We start from the raw sequence: 17,722 nt of genomic DNA on the forward strand, positions 1-17,722 counted from the left end.
CCGAAGGCACCGCCTCCCCTTATCCTCAACGGCTCGTTAGGAAGTATTGAGGGTGCCATTCGACACGCCCCCTCTGCGTTCTCCGCGCCTCCGTGCGAACCATCCTATTCTTCTCTCTTCGCGCCATCGCGGCTTCGCGTGAAATTCCTAGAGCAGGATGACATGAGCTCGACCCACCCCTCCCCTTCAGGGGAGGGGCCGGGGGTGGGGCGGGTCCGCAAGCCCGACGTTCGTGGATAGGCCCCACCCCAACCCCTCCCCTGAAGGGGAGGGGCTCATTTCGATTCAAGGCAGCGTCATCAGGATCTAGCTCAGGCCGCCACCGTCTCCAACGCATCCATCGCCTGCGCCGCGATCGCGACCGAGCGCTTGCGCGCGGCATGGTCGAAGATCGAACTGACGATCATCACCTCGTCCACTTTGGTCCGCTCGACGAAGGCGGCCAGCTGGCGTTCCACGGTCGCGGGCGCGCCGATGGCCGAGCAGGACAGGACATGGTCGAGGATCGCCGACCCCTGTGCGCCCAAGCTGTCGCGATAGCCGGGGACGGGCGGGGGCAGTTTGCCTGGCCGGCCGGTGCGCAGCGCGACGAAGGCCTGTTGCTGTGAACTCGCCAGCAATTCCGCTTCCGCATCGCTATCGGCGGCGAAGACGTTGAAGCCCGCCATCGCATAGGGCTTGTCGAGCGTCGCCGAGGGCCGGAAATCGCGGCGATAGATGGCCAGCGCATCGTCCAAGGCATCCGGCGCAAAGTGCGAGGCGAAGGCATAGGGCAGACCCAGCGCGGCGGCGAGCTGCGCGCCGTACAGGCTCGACCCCAGCACCCACATGTGCGGGCGCGCACCCGCGCCTGGCGTGGCGACGATGCCGGTCTGGCCGTCATCGGCGAAATAGCTTTGCAACTCCATCACGTCGCGCGGGAAGGCGTTGGGATCGCTGTCGAGCGTCCGGCGCAGCGCGCGCGCCACCCGCTGGTCCGATCCCGGCGCACGGCCCAGCCCCAGGTCGATCCGGCCGGGGAACAGCGCGTCGAGCGTGCCGAACTGCTCGGCGATGGTCAGCGGCGCATGGTTGGGCAGCATGATGCCGCCCGCGCCGATACGGATCGTCTTCGTCGCCGCGCCGACATGCGCCAGCACCACGGCGGTCGCGGCTGACGCGATGCCCTCCATGCCGTGATGCTCGGCCGTCCAATAGCGGTGATAGCCATGCGCCTCGGCATGGGCGGCGAGATCGGCGGCGTTGGCCAGCGCCTGGGCGACGGTGCCGCCCTGGATGACGGGGACCAGATCGAGCAGGGAATAACGTGTCATGCCAACAAGATGGGGAGGCACGCGCATCATCGCCAGCCAAGACCGCGTATCAGAAGGACAAGCCGTACTTCATCGCCATGCCTCGCTCGGGCGGTAGCGCCGCGATATTGCCGGGATCGCGCCGCCAGAAGACATGCGTCGACAGCTCGCCCGCCCCCAGGGTGACGGCATGCCGCGCCTCGACCAGCAACTCGCGCCCGGTCGGCGATAGCGACAGCCGGCGCGCGTCCCAGCCATCGACCCGGCCACCGGCATAGTCCCAATGCACCGGCAGGTTCAGGTCGAGGCCGCCGGCCATCACCCGTATCGGCTGGGCGAGGCGCAGGTCGAACCGGTCGCCGCCGAACAGCCCGGCCTTGCCCGCCTCGACCGACCAGCTCTGGCTGGCGAGCGACCCGCGGCCCATGCCGCCATCGGCGCGCGTCCAGCCGTGCCGCCAGCGCCCGCCCAGCGACCAGCCGCCATCGCCCTGCCAGCGCGCGGCCGCCTCTGCAAACCAGCTCGTGCCGCGTGGCTGACCCAATGCCGAGCCGAACCAGCCGCCGAGCACGGTCGACCGTTCGTCGAGGTGCGACGCGGTCAGGCTGGTCGCGACCGGGCCGATGTGGCGGTCGATGGTCACCGCCACCTGATCGTAACCGGGTGCGGTCATGCCGGGCGCGGCGGCGGCGGGGAAGCGGCCGCTCTCCATCGCCACGCTCACCCCGACACCGCCCAGCGCATGGCGCAGCGCCGCCGAGGCCTGCGGCGCGCGGTCGAAGCCGAAGCCGGGGTCGCTGGTCAGGAAGGCGGGGCCGGCCTGGCCCGTCCAGCCGGCGACCAGCGCCTCGCCGCCGCTGGCAAAGCCGAAGCCGATCGTCGTGCGCGGGCTGACCGACTGGGTCATCGTGCCGGCGGCGATGCGGCGGATTTGCGGCGTCGCGTCGCTCGGCACGATCGCGCGTAATCGCGCCTCGCCGGGCTGGACGATGCTGCTGGTCAGCGCGACCGTGCGCGTGCCGTCCGATACCAGCCGCGTGTCGATCTGGCCGAGCAGCGCGGTGCCGAGGATCGGGCGGGGCCCGGTGCGCGCAACGGTGGACGATAGATCGACCGCATAGGCGCGGGCATAGCCGTCGAGCGCCACGAGCCGCAGGTCGCGCGCCGCCGCATCGCCCATCGCGGCGGACAGCCGGGCATTGGTGGTCATCGACAGCGACGCACCTGTTCCCGCCACGCCCATGCCCCCGACCGGCTGGAAGGCGGCGGTCAGGTCCAGCGTCCCCCGACCATAGACCGAGTCGGTCCCCGCCGTTCCCGCATCGCGCGCGGTGCGCAGCAGCAGGTCGACGACCTGCGCGCCCGACAAATTGGGAAAGGCCTGAATCAACAAGGCCGCCGCCCCGGTGATCTGCGGCGCGGCGAGCGAGGTGCCCGACCAGAGCTTGCGCACCCCGCTGGCATCCGGCGCCTCGATCTGTTCGCCCAGCGCGGTCAGGAAATGCGCGGCGGACAGGCCGGCACGGTTGCTGAAGGCCGATATGGTGCCGCCCTGCGTGACCGATCCGGCGATGATCACCTGCCCGCGCCCGATACTGGCGTCGTTGGCGATCTGGGCCAGGATGCTGGGGTCCGACTCGCCGTCATTGCCCGCCGCGATGACGACGATCATGCCCGCGGCGGTGGCGCGCCCGATCGCGGCCTTCACCGCAGCGGGCGGCGTTTCGTTGGAGGCCAGCGAGATGTTGATCACGCGCGCCTGCGCGGTGCGGGCCGCGTCCAGCCCCTTGGCGACGGTGTCGAGCGGATAGGCGCAGCCGCCATCCGCGCCGCAACTGCCCGGCCGATCGGCGCGCAGCACGACCAGCGTCGCATCGAAGGCGACACCCTGCGCCCGCTTCCCGTCGCGTCCCCCGGCGGCGGTGAAGGCGACGGCGGTGCCATGCCCGCTCTCGTCCCCGATGCCGCGCGTACCGGCGACATCGGTGGAGCTGGCCGAAATGCGTCCGGCGAACAGCGGGCTCTGCGTATCGATGCCGGAATCGAGGATGCCCACGGGGACATCCTTGCCGGTCGCGCCCTTCTGATAGGCGGCCAGCGCGTTCATCGCCACCGCGCCCGCCGTCGCACGGTAGCCGGCGGTGTCGTAATTGGGGGCGGGGGTCGGTGCCGGCGTCGGGGCGGGGGTGGGCGTCGGCGTCTGGGTGGCGGCGGCGGGCGGCGTGGGGATGGACTGCACGCCTCCACCGCCGCCGCCGCACGCGGCGAGCATCGCCCCGCCGCCCAGCACCGTGCCGATCCGTGCGGCGGCCCGCATCGCCACGATCCTCACCCCTGTTCCCCTCTCGCCCGTCATGATCCCGTTCGCCCCGATCTTAGGCCGCCTGCGGGTTGCGGCAAAGCGGTCTCGCGCCTACACGCTGCCCCCATGCTGCCCGCCCTGTTCCATATCGACGCATGGATCTTCGATCTGGACAATACGCTGTATCCGGCGAGTGCCAATCTTTTCGCCAATATCGACCGGCGCATGACCGAATTCGTCGGCGATCTGCTGGGTGTGGACCGCGAACAGGCGTTCCGAATCCAGAAGGAGTATTTCCACGCACACGGCACGACGCTGGCCGGCCTGATGGCCGAGCATGACGTCGATCCCGCCGCCTTCCTCGCCTATGTCCACGACATTGAGATGGACGTGCTGGAGGAGGACGCGCCGCTGGCCGCCGCCATCGCCAAGCTGCCGGGGCGCAAGCTGGTCTTCACCAATGGCGACAAGCCCTATGCGCTCAAGGTCCTCGACCGGCTGGGGCTGGGCAGCCATTTCGAGGCGGTGCACGACATCACCGCGATGGGGCTGGTCCCCAAGCCGCAGCCCTCGGCCTATGCCGGGCTGTGCGCCGCGTTCGACATCGACCCGACGCGCGCGATCTTCTTCGAGGATATGGCGCGCAATCTGGTGCCGGCGAAGGCGATCGGGATGACCACCGTCTGGGTCGACAACGGTTCCGAACAGGTGCCCGGCGATGCCGCGCGCGATCATATCGACTATACCGTCCACGCGCTGACGCCGTGGCTGACGAGCATATTGGAGGATTGACCATGGCCCAAGATCTGGCCGCCACCATCGACGCCGCCTGGGAAAACCGGGCCGAGCTGGATTTCGCGACCCAGGGCGAGGCGCGCATCGCCGTCGACCGTGCACTGGCGCTGCTCGACCGGGGCGAGGCGCGCGTGGCCGAGCCGGACGGGAATGGCGGCTGGACCGTCAACCAGTGGCTGAAAAAGGCGGTGCTCCTGTCGTTCCGCCTGAACGACAATGTCCTGATCGACAATGGTCCGGGTGCGGGCCACTGGTTCGACAAGGTGCCGTCGAAGTTCAGCGGCTGGTCGGAGGCCGACTTCCGCGCCGCCGGGTTCCGTGCGGTGCCGGGCTCGGTCGTGCGGCGCGGCGCGCATGTCGCCAAGGGCGCGATCCTGATGCCCAGCTTCGTGAACATCGGCGCCTATGTCGGCGAGGGCACGATGGTCGACACCTGGGCGACCGTGGGCAGCTGCGCGCAGATCGGCAAGAACGTTCATCTGTCGGGTGGTGCGGGCATCGGAGGCGTGCTCGAGCCGCTGCAGGCGGGGCCGGTCATCATCGAGGACGGCGCGTTCATCGGTGCGCGCGCCGAAGTGGCCGAGGGCGTCCGCGTCGGTGAAGGCGCGGTGCTGTCGATGGGCGTGTATCTCGGCGCCTCGACCAAGATCATCGACCGCGAGACGGGCGAGGTCTTCCGGGGCCATGTGCCGCCTTACTCGGTGGTGGTGCCGGGCTCGACTCCGTCGGTCGACGGCAAGCCGGGCCTGTACTGCGCGGTGATCGTCAAGCGCGTCGATGCGCAGACGCGGTCGAAGACCAGCATCAACGACCTGCTGCGCGATTGATCCTGCGCTGAACGCCTGACACTTGGCACGCCCCTCCCGCAAGCGAGTTTCAGGTCGGTCATGCCCCCCGGCATGACCTAAACGATGCGGGGCATCGTTTACCTGAAACTGGGATGGGGGAGAGAAAGCCACAGACGATCGTCTCGGTGAGACTCCGTGCCCTCCCCAAACCCCTCCCGCTTGCGGGAGGGGCTTTAAAATTCACGGGAAGCCGCAAAGAATAAGTTTCGCGCAGAGGTGTCGTGCCCGGCGGCAGTCTTCATCCTGCAACCCCGGCCCGTAATGAAAGCGCGACGCCCGCCAGGGGCGATCCCCCTCCGCGTTCTCCGCGCCTCCGCGCGAACAAAAATCTTTTGAACTTCGCGCCCTCGCGCCTTCGCGTGAACCCTTACAATCCCACCCGCTTTGCCAGCCACCGCGCCGCCGCCTCAGGACTTTCCTTCGCCGCATCGTCGCGGTCGACCCGGTAGTTCGCCTCGCGCATCGCCTCGACCGGAATCCGGTTCAGCATCGGCCGCAGCGCCCCAACGAACTTGGCATCCCCCGCCCGGTCCTTCGCCACCAGCAGCACCGCGTCATAGCCAGGGATCGCATGGCTAGGATCGCTCAGCACGGTCAGCCGATCCGCCGCGATCCGCCCGTCCGAGGAAAAGGCCGAGATCACATCCGCGCGCCCGCTACCCAGCGCGCGGTACATGAAGGTCGGGCTGTACGGCGTCATGTTGGCGAATCGTAAACCATAAGCATCGCGCACCGCCGCCCATTCGGGCCGGTCGAGAAACTCCAGATCGCTGCCCAGTGTCAGGCGCGACGCGACGCGCGACAGGTCGGCGAGCGATCGCACGCCCAGCCGCCGCGCCGCATCCCCCTTCATCGCAAAGGCATAGGCATTCTCGAACCCCAGCGGTCCCAGCATCACAACGTCGCGGGTCGCCGCCCAATCCTTGAGCGCCCCCAGCATCGCGGCGCGCGGCGGCGAATCGTGCCGGTGCATCGCGGTGGTCCACAGCGTGCCGGCATAGTCGATATAGACATCGACCCGCCCCGCCGCCGTCGCCTCGAACGCCACCGCCGAGCCCAGGCCGTCGCGATAGCTGACGCGGTAGCCGGCGCGGGTCAGCCGGTCGCCGATCATCCGCGCGAGGATATATTGTTCGGAGAAATTCTTGGCGCCGATCACTACCTCGCGCGGCTGGTCGCCTCGTTGCGGCCAGAGCGGCTGGGTCGCCAATCCGCAACCGAGCGCGAGCGCGGCCAGCCCGCCGATCCACAGGCGCCGCCGCCGTGTCGCCAGTCCGCGCTCGACCAGTCCGATCAGCGCATCGACCGTCAGCGCCAGCGCGGCGGCGGCGAAGCACCCCGCCAGCACCAGCGCCCAGGCCTGGGTCTGAAGTCCGGCGAAGATCAGATCGCCCAGCGAAGGCTGCCCCACCGTCGTCGCCAGCGTCGCCGCGCCGATCGTCCATACCGCCGCCGTCCGGATACCCGCCGCCAGCACCGGCGCGACGAGCGGCGCCTCGACCAGCCGCAGCTTCTGCGCGCGCGTCATCCCCACCGCATCGGCCGCCTGCAACACGGACTGGTCGAGCCCGGTCAGCCCGGTCACACCGTTGCGCAGGATCGGCAGCAGCGCATAGAGCGTCAGCGCCAGCAGCGAGGGCAGGAAGCCCAGCGCGGGTATCCCGCCCCCGACCAGTCCCGACAGGGTCAGCAGCAGCGGATAGAAGAGCGCGAGCAACGCCAGCGCCGGAATGGTCTGCACCAGGCTGGCCAGCCCCAGCGCGACCCGCGCCAGCCCCGGCCGCCGGGCACAGGCGAAGGCCAGCGGCACCGCGATCGCGATGCCCAGCAGCAATGCCGCCATGCTGACCAGTACATGCTGCGCGAGCAGCGGCGGCACACGGCCCAGCGCGTCGAGAAAGGCGCTCATCGGGCCAGCGCCGCCAGCCGTTCGGCCTGATGCCGGGGGACCGCCATCAGGCTTTGCGCGACCGGGCCGCCTTCGCCCGCCACCAGTTGCGCGGGCGTCGCGTCGGCGACGATCCGCCCCCGATCCATCACCAGCACGCGCGACGCGGTCAGCAAAGCCTCGGCCATGTCATGGGTGACGAGCAGCGTGGTCAGCCCCAGCCGTTCGTGCAGATCGACCAGCCGCCCCGCCACCGCATCGCGGGTGACGGGATCAAGCGCGCCCAGCGCCTCGTCGAGCAACAGGATCGGCGGCGCGGTCGCCAGCGCACGCGCGATGGCGACCCGCTGGCGCTGTCCGCCCGACAACGCCTCGGGCATCCGCGTCGCCACGTCGCGGTCCAGCTCGACCAGATCGAGCATCTCGCCAACGCGGTCGCCGACCGGCTGGCCGGTCAGGGTCAGGCCGATCGCGATATTGGCGGCGACCGTCATATGCGGAAACAGGCCATGTTGTTGAAACACATAGCCGATCCCCCTGCGCAAGACGTGCGGGGGCTGGTCGGCGACATCGCGACCATCGATCGTCACCGATCCCGAATCGGGGTCTTCCAGCCGGTTGATCATGCGTAGCAGCGTCGACTTGCCCGATCCCGACGCACCGACCAGCGCGACGAAACTGCCACGCGCGATGGTCAGCGAGACATCATCGACCGCCGCCAGCGCGCCGTAACGGCGGCTGACGCGATCGAGCGCGATCATGGGGGGCGTGGGATTCACGGCCCCACAACGCCGAATGGCCGCATTCCGTCTCATTCCGTCATGTTTCGGGGCTATGCCTTGTCTACGCCAGACGATAAGGCGTGTAAAACATGTTCAACAAGACGGTCGTGCAAGCCGTCAGGAGAGTAAGATGACCCAGACCGCCAGCCAGGTTCTCGACCGCGTCCTCGTCCTCGAAATGGTTCGCGTGACCGAGGCGGCGGCGATCGCGGCGTCCACGCTGGTCGGGCGCGGCGACGAGAAGGCGGCGGACGCGGCAGCGGTCGAGGCGATGCGCGCCGCGCTCAACGAACTGGAGATGGACGGCACCGTCGTCATCGGCGAGGGCGAGCGCGACGAGGCCCCGATGCTGTTCATCGGCGAGAAGGTCGGCACCGGCAACGGCCCCGAGATCGACATCGCGCTCGACCCGCTGGAGGGTACGACCATCTGCGCCAAGGCGGGGCCGAACAGCCTGGCGGTGCTGGCGATCGCCGAGAAGGGCCATCTGCTCAACGCGCCCGATGTCTATATGGACAAGATCGCGGTCGGCCCGGGCTATCCGGCGGGTGTCATCGACCTGGATCGCAGCCCCAGCGACAATATCCGCGCCATCGCCGAGGCCAAGGGGGTCAAGCCCTCCGACATCGTGGTGTGCGTGCTCGACCGGCCGCGTCACGAGGGGCTGATCGCCGAGCTGCGTTCGCTGGGTTGCGGCGTGGTGCTGATCGGCGACGGCGACGTGGCGGGGGTGATCGCGACGACCGATCCGGAGACGACGATCGACTGCTATATGGGTTCGGGCGGTGCGCCCGAGGGTGTGCTGGCCTGCGCCGCGCTGCGCTGCGTCGGTGGGCAGTTCAAGGGGCGGCTGCTGTTCCGCAACGACGCCGAGCGCGCGCGGGCGCATAAGTGGGGCGTAACCGACCTCGACAAGCAGTACGACCTGACCGAGCTGGCGCAGGGCGACTGCATCTTCGCCGCCACCGGGGTCACCGACGGCTCGCTGCTGGCGGGGGTGAAGCGGCATGCCAAGGTGATGACGACCGAGAGCGTGGTGATGCGTGCCTCGTCGGGCACCGTGCGCTGGGTGAAGGGGCAGCATCGGCTTTGATCTGCGGGGATGAGGGCATCGTCTGGATCAAGCCCCTCCCCTTCAGGGGAGGGGTTGCGGTGGGGCCTTTCCACCAGCGCCGGGTATGCGGAAGCGCCCCATCCCCGACCCCTCCCCTGATGGGGAGGGGGGATCGATACCCATGCCTCCCGCGCTAACCGCCACCCTTCTACTCCTCGCCGCGCTCGGCGGTGCCTGGTGGTTTCAGAAGGGCGACCTGGGCGAGTATCGGCGGTTCAGCGCGCTGAACGACGGCCATTCGCGGCGGATGCGCTTTCGGCTGTGGCTGGTCCGCTCGGCACTGGCGTTCCTGTTACCGGTGCTGGTCGGGCTGGTGCTGCTCGGCCGGACCGATGCGCTGGTCATGATGCCGGGCGAGTTCGCCGCCATCGCCGGCCTCATGCCGCCGATCTTCGACAGCGGCGAGGCGATGCAGGGGATGCTGATCGGCGGGGCGATCGGCGGGCTGGCCGTGGGGGCGGTGCTGGCACGCGTCCGCAAGCGCAAGCCGCTGGGCAATATCTCCGCGCTGCTGCCGCGTGATCGGCGCGAAGTGAAATATGCCGCCGCGCTCAGTATCATGGCGGGGGTGACCGAGGAGGCGTTCTTCCGCCTCTATCTGCCGCTGTTGGTCGCGATGGCGACGGGGCAGGCGGGGATCGGCTTTATCGCCTCGCTGATCCTGTTCGGGGCGATGCACCGTTATCAGGGCTGGGTCGGGGTGATCGCCACCACCGCATTGGGGGCGGTGATGACCGGGCTGTATCTGATGACCGGCAGCCTGTGGGTGGTGATGCTGGTCCATGTGCTGGTGGACCTGAACGGATTGGTGGTGACGCCGGTGCTGGGCGGGGTGTGGCGGAAGTAACTATCCTCCCCTGTAAGGGGAGGTGGCAGGCGTAGCCTGACGGAGGGGTGTCGCGCTCTCGGTACGGGGACACCCCTCCACCAGCTTCGCTGGTCCCCCTCCCCTTGCAGGGGAGGAATCACGCTCAGTTCTTCAGTCGCCAGCCGGTGCGGAAGATCCAGCCGATCCATGCCAGGCACGCCAGCAGGAACAGCGCCGTCACCCCCAGGCTGACGCCGGGCGTCACGTCCGACGTGCCGAAGAAGGTCCAGCGGAAGCCGTTGATCAGATACACGACCGGGTTGAACAGCGTCACCGTCCGCCACGGCTCGGGCAGGATCGTTACCGAGTAGAAGGCGCCACCAAGGAAGGTCAGCGGGGTGACGATCAGCAGCGGAATGACCTGCAACTGCTCGAACCCGCGCGCCCAGATGCCGATGGCGAAGCCGAACAGCGAGAAGGTCACCGCGACGAGCAGCAGGTAGAAGACCATCGCGACCGGATGCAGGATGCTGAGGTCCACGAACAGATAGGCGGTGGCCAGAATCACCAGCCCGATCACCATCGACTTGCTCGCCGCAGCCCCGACATAGCCCAGCACCGTCTCGATCGGTGACAAAGGCGCGGATAATATCTCGTACATGGTGCCGGTGAATTTGGGCATGTAGATGCCCAGACTAGCGTTCAGGATGCTCTCCGAAAATATCGACAGCAGCATCAGGCCGGGGACGATGAACGCGCCGTAAGGCACGCCCGAGACCTGGTTCATCGCCGATCCGATCGCGGTGCCGAACACCACGAAATAGAGCGTGGTTGTGATCACCGGCACCATCAGGCTGGTCCACACCGTCCGCCGGAACCGCGCCATTTCGAAGCGATAGATCGACCAGATGCCATGCAGGTTCATGCGCGTGTCCCCTCGACCAGATCGACGAAAATATCCTCCAGCGAGGATTTGTAGGTTTCCAGATCGTTGAACCCGATATCCAGGTCGCCCAGCTTGCGCAGCAGCGAGGGGATGCCGGTCCGCTCGGCGCGCGCGTCGAAAATGTAGCGCAGACGCTTGCCTTCATCCTCCAGCGTCAAATTCCATTCGGCCAGCTCCGCCGGGATCGTCGCCATCGGCTCGGCCAGGGTCAGCACCATTTCGCGCTTGCCGAGCTTCTTCATCATCTCGGCCTTTTCCTCGACCAGGAGCAGTTTGCCCTTGGCGATCACGCCCACCCGGTCGGCCATCTCCTCGGCCTCCTCGATATAATGGGTGGTCAGGATGATGGTGACGCCGCGCTCGCGCAGGCGGTGGACCAGCTTCCACATGTCGCGGCGCAGTTCGACATCGACGCCCGCCGTGGGCTCGTCGAGGAACAACAGGTCAGGTTCGTGGCTCAGCGCCTTGGCGATCAGCACGCGGCGCTTCATGCCGCCGGACAGCTCCATCAGCTTGGCGTGGCGCTTGTCCCATAGCGACAGGTCGCGCAGCACCTGTTCGACATAGGCGGGGTTGGGCGCGCGGCCGAACAGGCCCCGGCTGAAATTGACCGTGTCGATGACGCGCTCGAACATGTCGACCGACAATTCCTGCGGCACCAGCCCGATTTTCCGACGCGCGCCCTTATAGTCGCGCAGCGCGTCATGCCCGTCGACGCGGATCGCACCGGCCGAGGGCGTGACGATGCCGCACACGATCGAGATCAGCGTCGTCTTGCCGGCACCGTTCGGCCCGAGCAGCGCGAAGATCTCGCCCCGCCGGATCTCCAGATCGACGGGCTGGAGCGCGGTGACCCCGCCCTTATAGGTTTTGGTCACGCCCTCGACGGACAGGATCGGGTCGGTCATGCGGCAGTCCCCCGTGTGAAGACCGCCGCTTTATCAACCGTTTCGGGCGTCGGCGATGGCCTTTTGCAATTGTTCGAGCGGCAACGCGCCCGACAGGATGCGGTTGCCGACGATCCAGCTCGGCGTACCCGTCAGGCCCAGCCGCCCGGCGGCCTCCAGATTGCGCGCGATCTCGGCATCCGCTTGCGGCTGGAACGCCGCCATCTTGGTCATGTCGACCCCGGCGGTCTTCGCCGCCGCCGCGATCGTCGCGTCGCTGACCGGCCCGCCGGCATAGAGCGCGTCGTGGAAGGCGGGGAACTTGCCCTGATTGGCGGCGAGCAGGCTGGCGCGCGCCGCCGCCTTGCTCGACGGGGCCAGGATCGGCAGCTCGCGATAGACGATGCGCAGCTTCGGATCGGCCTGGGTCAGCTGCTTCAAAAGCGGCAGGCTGGCCCGGCAATAGCCGCAATTATAGTCATAGAACTCGACCAGCGTGACGTCGCCCTGCGCATTGCCGCTATAGGCATTGCCGAACGGCTTGGTGAGGTCTGCGCCGATCGCCGCCACCGCCTTGCCCTGTTCGCGGTCCTGCAGGCGTTGCATCGCCTCCGGGATCACCTCCGGATGATCGAGCAGATAAGCGCGCACCGCCTCGCCCTGAACGCCGTGCGGGGCGGCGAGCTGCTGGATGCCGATCGCCGCCCCGCCGCCGATCAGGCCGCCAATCACCGCGACCGCGGCCAATGCCTTCACGCTCATTTGCGGCGCTTCTTCTTGGTTCCGGCTTCGGCGTCGGCAGAGGTCATCGCGATATCCTGCGCCCGAATCCATTCGGACGTGTTGGGGGGTAGGTTGGCGAGCGCATAGCGCGCGCTCTGAATGGCGGTGCGGTTGTCGCCCATCATGCTCGCCCGCTCGGCGGTGGCGAGCGCGGCGCGCGGCGTATCGCCCAGCTGCTCATAGGCGGTGCCGAGCTGGACCCAGGCGAAGGGATTGTCCTCGTCGCGCTGCACCGCGACCTTCAGGACCTTCACCGCCTCGGCCAGATGGCGCTTGTCCTCGGTCGCGATCAGCGCATGGCCGAAGGTCGTGGCGATCAGCGCATTCTGCCCCGACACCATCGTCGCTTCACGCAAAGGGGTAAGCGCCTCTTGCGGCTTGCCCGACTCGAGCAGGATCTGGCCCTGGATTTCGAGGAAATAGGGATCGTGCGGATCGCGCGCGATCAGGGCATTGGCCTCGGCATCGGCTTTGTCCGGGTAACCCGCCTTGTGATAGGCATAGGCGCGGGCATAATGCGCATAGACCGACTGATCGCTGGCCGGATATTTGTTCAGCGTCGTCTCGGGCGAGCCGACATAGCCGAGCAGCTTGGCCTTCACCCGCAGGAAGCGCTCCTGCAATCTGGCATCGACCGGCTTGTTCCAGGCGGGCGCGGCCTGGAGATCGGCGGTCAGCGCCTGGATACGATCGCTCGACAACGGGTGGGTCTGCGCGAACGGATCGATATTGGTGTAGCCGTAGCGATATTCCTGGTTCTGCAGCTTCTTGAAGAAGCTCAGCATCCCCTTGCCGGTGATGCCGGCGGTGTTCAGATATTTGGCGCCGGCCGCGTCGGCGGTTGATTCCTGCGCGCGGCTGAACGACAGGACCTTGCCCATCGCCGCCTGCTGGCCCGCCGCCATGATCCCCGCGCCCGCCTCGCCGCCGCCGGCCGCCATCGCGGCCAGCCCCAGCACCATCGAGAGCAGGTACATGCCCATGGCGGGCTTCATCGCGGCATCGCCCAGCACGACATGGCCATCGGCGATATGGCCCAGCTCGTGCGCGACGACGCCCTGTACCTCGTTCACATTGTCCGCCGCCTGGAGCAGCCCCGAATGGACATAGACGATCTGCCCGCCCGCGACGAAGGCATTGATCGAATCGTCGTTGATCAGGACGATCTTGACGGTGCGCGGCGACAGCCCGGCGGCCTTGATGATCGGCGCGGCCATCTCGGCGAACATGGTTTCGGTTTCGGCATCGCGCAGGATCGATTGCGCGGCCGCCGGCTGCGCCCAGAGGACGGCCGTGGCGGCGAAGGCGGCGATCAGACGCTTCATGATTCCTCTATCGACGGGTCGGGGGCCATACACAACCGGCTTTGCACGGGACCCCGCGATGGATAGCCTCTGCCAGCCGATGGCTGAACGCCGGGCGAACGGAAAGGATAAGATGATGATCGCTGTCGATGCCGCTGTACCGCCAGGCCCGGTCTGCCGGCTGGGACCGGACCAGCGCGCGATCCGCCGCCTCGCCGATCTGCCGCCGACGGTCCGGGCGGCGCTGGCGACGGCGGCGGGCGGCAATGTCTCCGAGGTGGGCAGCGTCTTCAATGCGACCGATGTTGGCGGTCCTGCCAAGGGACCGACGATGCGGTTCATTCAGGGCTTCAAGGTCGGGACGCTCTGGCTCGCCTGGGTGGAGCAGGGCGGTATCGCGCACCGCTACCGCGTGGTCGGGCTGCGCGAGGCGGGCGGAGGTGTGATGCCGGTGGCGTCGGTTGACGGACAGCGTTCCCTATGTGCGACCTCGCGGAAGATGGTGGGGGCCAAGCCGGTCGTTTGAGGAACCCCATGTTCCTCCCCTGCAAGGGGAGGTGGCAGGCCGAAGGCCTGACGGAGGGGTGTCGCCCTATCGACAGCGGGCACCCCTCCGACGCGCTGCGCGCGCCACCTCCCCTTGCAGGGGAGGATTGAGATGGGGGTGGGCTCGTTCCGAGAGCGGGATGCGTGAAGCGAACTTACCCCTCTCCTTCAAGGGAGCGGTTGGGGTGGGGCATCGCCGCAGACTGCCCGCCCGTGGAAGCGCTCCACCCCAACCCCTCCCCTGAAGGGGAGGGGCTCGCGTTGATTCAATACGACGTCGTCACGGTCTGGCGTCGCCTCCCGCCATAGGGAGGCCCCCAACGAAAAACGCCCTCCTTCCGCTGGGGAAGGAGGGCGTCTTCATTCACACCGTTCGGGCGATCAGGCGCCGAAGGTCCGCTGCCACCAGCCGCGACGCGGGGTCTCGCTGGTCGGGGCTTCTGCGTCCGCTTCCACCGGTTCGTCGGCGGTCACGGTTTCCGCAGGCGCGGGTGCTTCCTCGGCGACCGGCTCGGCCGCCGCCTTGGGGGCGGCCTTCTTGCGGGTGCGCTTGGGCTTGGCAGGAGCCTCCGCTTCGACAGGCGCGTCCTCGGCGGCCGGCTCGGCGGCGACCTTGGGGGCGGCCTTCTTGCGGACGCGCTTCGGCTTGGCCGGCGCTTCCGCCTCGACCTCGGCCGCAGGGGCGTCCGGCGCCGCTTCGGCCACGGGGGCCTCGACCGGAGTCTCGGTCGCCTCGGTCACCACCGGCGCGGCCTTGCGGGCGCGCGGGCGGCGGCGGGTCTTGGGCGCGTCCGTGGCTTCGGCCTCGGCCACCGCGAGCGGGGTCGTCACCGGTGCGGCGTCGCCCGCCTCGATCGGCTCCTCGATCGACAGCGGCGCCTCGGCCTGGTCGTCGTCGGAGCCGGCGTCAGCCGCCGCCTCGTTCACCGACTCGCCGGCGTCGTTCGTGCCGTTCTCGCTGCGGCGACCACCACGGCGACCGCGACGCCCACGACGGCGGCGGCCGCCTTCGCGCGGCTCGGCCTGTTCGCCCTCGACGGTTTCGGCGGTTTCGGCGGTCTCGGCAACGTCCTCAGCCGCGTCTTCCGCGTCATTCTCGTCGAACTCGGCGTCGTCGGTCGTGGCTTCGCCCTCGGCCTGCTCGCCACCCTCGACATCGCCACGGTTGCGGCGGCCGCGACGGCGGCGACGGCGCTTGCGGCCACCGCCTTCGCCCTCGTCACGCGGTTCGCGCGGTGCGCGGGCTTCGGTCGCTTCCTCCTCGACCTCGTCCTCTTCTTCCTCTTCGATCTCGTCGATCAGATCGTCCTCATCCTCCTCGACGGGCAGGAGTGTGTCGATCTTCGGCGCATAGGCCGGCGGCGGGCCGGAGGCCTCGACCGTCATGCGCGCCCCCTCTTCCTCGCGGTCGGGGATGATCTCGACCGTCACGCCGTAGCGATCCTCGATCTCGGCGATGTCGGCGCGCTTGCGGTTCAGCACATAGACGGCCGCTTCCTGGCTGGCGCGCAGCGTCAGGATCGAGCCGCGACCGCGCGCGGCCTCGTCCTCGATCAGGCGCAGCGCCGACAGGCCAGAGGACGAGGCGGTGCGGACCAGGCCGGTCCCTTCGCAATGCGGGCAGGGGCGGGTGGACGCTTCGAGCACGCCGGTGCGCAGCCGCTGGCGGCTCATTTCCATCAGGCCGAAGGACGAGATGCGGCCGACCTGGATGCGGGCGCGATCGTTCTTCAGCGCCTCCTTCATCGCCTTCTCGACCTTCCGGACATTGGAGTTGTTGTCCATGTCGATGAAGTCGATGACGACGAGGCCCGCCATGTCGCGCAGGCGAAGCTGGCGCGCGATTTCCTGCGCGGCTTCCAGGTTGGTCGCGGTCGCGGTCTGCTCGATATTATGCTCGCGGGTCGAACGGCCGGAGTTGATGTCGATCGAGACGAGCGCTTCGGTCGGGTTGATGACCAGATAGCCGCCCGACTTCAGCTGAACGACCGGATTGTACATCGCGGCCAGCTGATCCTCGACATGCGCGCGCTGGAACAGGGGCACGGCGTCGGCATATTGCTTCACCCGGCGGGCGTGCGCGGGCATCAACAGGCGCATGAAGTCCTTCGCCTGGCGATAGCCTTCCTCGCCCTCGACGATGACTTCCTCGATCTCGCGGTTGTAGATGTCGCGGATCGCGCGCTTGATGAGGTCGCTGTCGCCATAGATCAGCGCGGGTGCCGACGAATGCAGCGTCTTCTCGCGAATGCCGTCCCACAGGCGCGCCAGATAATCGAAGTCGCGCTTGATCTCGGTCTTGGTGCGCTGAAGGCCCGCAGTGCGGACGATGCAGCCCATGGTCGAGGGCAGCGCCATGTCGGCCATGATGGTCTTCAGACGCTTGCGGTCGGCCGCGTTCGAAATCTTCCGGCTGATGCCGCCGCCATGCGACGTGTTGGGCATCAGCACGCAGTAACGGCCCGCCAGCGACAGGTATGTCGTCAGGGCCGCGCCCTTGTTGCCGCGCTCTTCCTTGACGATCTGGACCAGCAGCACCTGGCGGCGATGGATGACGTCCTGGATCTTGTAGCGGCGGCGCAGATTCTGGCGACGCTGGCGCAGCGCCTCGACCTGGTCGTCATTGACGGTCGACTTCTTCGGTCGCGGCGCACCCTCGCCATCCTCGTCGTCGTGATGGTCGTCGGCGTGATCGTCATGATCCTCGCCGTCGTGATCCTCATCATCCTCGGCGTCGAGCTCGGCGCGCAGCGCGGCCTCTTCGGCGGCATGCTCGGCCTCTTCGCGCAGCAGGGCTTCGCGATCTTCCTTGGGGATCTGGTAATAGTCGGGATGGATTTCCGAAAAGGCCAGGAAGCCGTGACGGTTGCCGCCGTAATCGACGAACGCCGCCTGCAGCGACGGCTCGACCCGGGTCACCTTGGCGAGGTAGATATTGCCCTTGAGCTGCTTGCGCTCGGCCGACTCGAAGTCGAATTCCTCGATCCGGTTACCCTTGACGACGGCCACGCGGGTTTCTTCCCGGTGGCGTGCGTCGATCAGCATACGCGTGGTCATTATGAAGTCTCCACGCGCGCGCCGGGCCTGGAGGCTGCCGTCGCGCGCGGTAAATAAGGTGGGCGGCGGCGCGAGGCGCCGGTCCGCTGGTCAAAACGGCGTGTGTGGCCGTCGCAGCCGCAGCGCCGGCGACGGGGCCGGTGCGGACCCACGACACCGCGATCCCGCCGGCAGGGGCCGGTCGGTCAGCGGGGTGGATCATATGCGTCATGCGAGCGTCAACCTGGTTGGCCCCGCGCGCGATCATGCGTCGCGTTCCTGGGCCTTGGAAGGATGGCCCCGTCCCCGATCGTTTGGGAGAGGTGATCGAGGCCGGGGTCCGCGTTGATTGCTAGCATCACGACACGCTTTGCGCAACAGGCGGCAAATC

14 protein-coding genes are annotated in these 17,722 nt (G+C 68.2%); 5 read left to right on the forward strand and 9 right to left on the reverse strand.

Annotated elements, in window-relative coordinates; all coding sequences use genetic code 11:
- Positions 1 to 311: 311 nt before the first annotated feature.
- Both GGR48_RS01950 and GGR48_RS01955 read right to left on the reverse strand, forming a co-directional pair.
- The gene (locus GGR48_RS01950) at positions 312 to 1,313 is read right to left on the reverse strand and encodes an LLM class flavin-dependent oxidoreductase (RefSeq protein WP_183950214.1); all 1,002 of its coding nucleotides are present in this window, start codon (positions 1,311 to 1,313) and stop codon (positions 312 to 314) included.
- A gap of 49 nt (positions 1,314 to 1,362) precedes the next feature.
- Entirely contained in the window at positions 1,363 to 3,609 is a 2,247-nt protein-coding gene (locus GGR48_RS01955; RefSeq protein ID WP_183950215.1) for a S8 family peptidase, read from the reverse strand.
- A gap of 111 nt (positions 3,610 to 3,720) precedes the next feature.
- On the opposite strand from GGR48_RS01955, the gene GGR48_RS01960 reads away from it, so the two are divergent.
- Positions 3,721 to 4,386 (forward strand): pyrimidine 5'-nucleotidase, encoded by a 666-nt coding sequence (locus tag GGR48_RS01960; RefSeq protein WP_183950216.1) that lies wholly within the window; start codon positions 3,721 to 3,723, stop codon positions 4,384 to 4,386.
- Positions 4,387 to 4,388: 2 nt separating this feature from the next.
- The gene (gene dapD, locus GGR48_RS01965) at positions 4,389 to 5,216 is read left to right on the forward strand and encodes a 2,3,4,5-tetrahydropyridine-2,6-dicarboxylate N-succinyltransferase (protein WP_183950217.1); all 828 of its coding nucleotides are present in this window, start codon (positions 4,389 to 4,391) and stop codon (positions 5,214 to 5,216) included.
- A gap of 388 nt (positions 5,217 to 5,604) precedes the next feature.
- Here the strand turns inward: dapD and GGR48_RS01970 are convergent, their stop codons facing one another.
- Together GGR48_RS01970 and GGR48_RS01975 are read right to left on the reverse strand one after the other, a co-directional pair.
- Positions 5,605 to 7,146: a glycine betaine ABC transporter substrate-binding protein gene (locus GGR48_RS01970; RefSeq protein WP_183950218.1), complete on the reverse strand. Its 1,542-nt coding sequence runs from the start codon at positions 7,144 to 7,146 to the stop codon at positions 5,605 to 5,607.
- On the reverse strand, positions 7,143 to 7,886 hold the full coding sequence (locus tag GGR48_RS01975) for an ATP-binding cassette domain-containing protein (protein WP_183950219.1): 744 nt from the start codon (positions 7,884 to 7,886) through the stop codon (positions 7,143 to 7,145). The genes GGR48_RS01970 and GGR48_RS01975 overlap by 4 nt, the downstream gene beginning before the upstream one ends.
- Before the next feature lie 151 nt (positions 7,887 to 8,037).
- On the opposite strand from GGR48_RS01975, the gene glpX reads away from it, so the two are divergent.
- Together glpX and GGR48_RS01985 are read left to right on the forward strand one after the other, a co-directional pair.
- Positions 8,038 to 9,000 (forward strand): class II fructose-bisphosphatase, encoded by a 963-nt coding sequence (gene glpX, locus GGR48_RS01980; protein ID WP_183950220.1) that lies wholly within the window; start codon positions 8,038 to 8,040, stop codon positions 8,998 to 9,000.
- 142 nt (positions 9,001 to 9,142) lie between these two features.
- Positions 9,143 to 9,868, forward strand: a complete 726-nt coding sequence (locus GGR48_RS01985; RefSeq protein ID WP_183950221.1) for a CPBP family intramembrane glutamic endopeptidase — start codon at positions 9,143 to 9,145, stop codon at positions 9,866 to 9,868.
- Between the two features lie 124 nt (positions 9,869 to 9,992).
- On the opposite strand, the gene GGR48_RS01990 is transcribed toward GGR48_RS01985, so the two are convergent.
- The 4 genes from GGR48_RS01990 to GGR48_RS02005 are packed head-to-tail and all read right to left on the reverse strand — an operon-like array spanning position 9,993 to position 13,770.
- Entirely contained in the window at positions 9,993 to 10,754 is a 762-nt protein-coding gene (locus tag GGR48_RS01990; protein ID WP_183950222.1) for an ABC transporter permease, read from the reverse strand.
- Positions 10,751 to 11,683, reverse strand: coding sequence for an ABC transporter ATP-binding protein (locus GGR48_RS01995; protein ID WP_183950223.1), 933 nt, complete (start codon positions 11,681 to 11,683; stop codon positions 10,751 to 10,753). Before GGR48_RS01995 ends, GGR48_RS01990 begins: the two co-directional genes overlap by 4 nt.
- Positions 11,684 to 11,716: 33 nt before the next feature.
- Positions 11,717 to 12,424 (reverse strand): DsbA family protein, encoded by a 708-nt coding sequence (locus GGR48_RS02000; RefSeq protein ID WP_183950224.1) that lies wholly within the window; start codon positions 12,422 to 12,424, stop codon positions 11,717 to 11,719.
- Positions 12,421 to 13,770: a M48 family metalloprotease gene (locus GGR48_RS02005; RefSeq protein ID WP_183950225.1), complete on the reverse strand. Its 1,350-nt coding sequence runs from the start codon at positions 13,768 to 13,770 to the stop codon at positions 12,421 to 12,423. Before GGR48_RS02005 ends, GGR48_RS02000 begins: the two co-directional genes overlap by 4 nt.
- A gap of 115 nt (positions 13,771 to 13,885) precedes the next feature.
- On the opposite strand from GGR48_RS02005, the gene GGR48_RS02010 reads away from it, so the two are divergent.
- Positions 13,886 to 14,275, forward strand: coding sequence for a hypothetical protein (locus GGR48_RS02010; RefSeq protein ID WP_183950226.1), 390 nt, complete (start codon positions 13,886 to 13,888; stop codon positions 14,273 to 14,275).
- Between the two features lie 401 nt (positions 14,276 to 14,676).
- Here the strand turns inward: GGR48_RS02010 and GGR48_RS02015 are convergent, their stop codons facing one another.
- The gene (locus tag GGR48_RS02015) at positions 14,677 to 17,340 is read right to left on the reverse strand and encodes an Rne/Rng family ribonuclease (RefSeq protein WP_183950602.1); all 2,664 of its coding nucleotides are present in this window, start codon (positions 17,338 to 17,340) and stop codon (positions 14,677 to 14,679) included.
- Positions 17,341 to 17,722: the final 382 nt, after the last annotated feature.

Origin of the sequence: Sphingomonas pseudosanguinis (assembly GCF_014196255.1) — a bacterium.
GTDB lineage: Bacteria > Pseudomonadota > Alphaproteobacteria > Sphingomonadales > Sphingomonadaceae > Sphingomonas > Sphingomonas pseudosanguinis.

What these genes read in the sequence shown, in the direction of transcription:
- GGR48_RS01995 (WP_183950223.1), bottom strand. Translation starts at nt 11,683, where the DNA reads ATGACCGACCCGATCCTGTCCGTCGAGGGCGTGACCAAAACCTATAAG.
- GGR48_RS02010 (WP_183950226.1), top strand. Translation starts at nt 13,886, where the DNA reads ATGATCGCTGTCGATGCCGCTGTACCGCCAGGCCCGGTCTGCCGGCTG.
- dapD (WP_183950217.1), top strand. Translation starts at nt 4,389, where the DNA reads ATGGCCCAAGATCTGGCCGCCACCATCGACGCCGCCTGGGAAAACCGG.
- GGR48_RS01960 (WP_183950216.1), top strand. Translation starts at nt 3,721, where the DNA reads ATGCTGCCCGCCCTGTTCCATATCGACGCATGGATCTTCGATCTGGAC.
- GGR48_RS02015 (WP_183950602.1), bottom strand. Translation starts at nt 17,340, where the DNA reads ATGCTGATCGACGCACGCCACCGGGAAGAAACCCGCGTGGCCGTCGTC.
- GGR48_RS01970 (WP_183950218.1), bottom strand. Translation starts at nt 7,146, where the DNA reads ATGAGCGCCTTTCTCGACGCGCTGGGCCGTGTGCCGCCGCTGCTCGCG.
- GGR48_RS01990 (WP_183950222.1), bottom strand. Translation starts at nt 10,754, where the DNA reads ATGAACCTGCATGGCATCTGGTCGATCTATCGCTTCGAAATGGCGCGG.
- GGR48_RS01955 (WP_183950215.1), bottom strand. Translation starts at nt 3,609, where the DNA reads ATGCGGGCCGCCGCACGGATCGGCACGGTGCTGGGCGGCGGGGCGATG.
- GGR48_RS02000 (WP_183950224.1), bottom strand. Translation starts at nt 12,424, where the DNA reads ATGAGCGTGAAGGCATTGGCCGCGGTCGCGGTGATTGGCGGCCTGATC.
- GGR48_RS01950 (WP_183950214.1), bottom strand. Translation starts at nt 1,313, where the DNA reads ATGACACGTTATTCCCTGCTCGATCTGGTCCCCGTCATCCAGGGCGGC.
- GGR48_RS02005 (WP_183950225.1), bottom strand. Translation starts at nt 13,770, where the DNA reads ATGAAGCGTCTGATCGCCGCCTTCGCCGCCACGGCCGTCCTCTGGGCG.
- glpX (WP_183950220.1), top strand. Translation starts at nt 8,038, where the DNA reads ATGACCCAGACCGCCAGCCAGGTTCTCGACCGCGTCCTCGTCCTCGAA.
- GGR48_RS01985 (WP_183950221.1), top strand. Translation starts at nt 9,143, where the DNA reads ATGCCTCCCGCGCTAACCGCCACCCTTCTACTCCTCGCCGCGCTCGGC.
- GGR48_RS01975 (WP_183950219.1), bottom strand. Translation starts at nt 7,886, where the DNA reads ATGATCGCGCTCGATCGCGTCAGCCGCCGTTACGGCGCGCTGGCGGCG.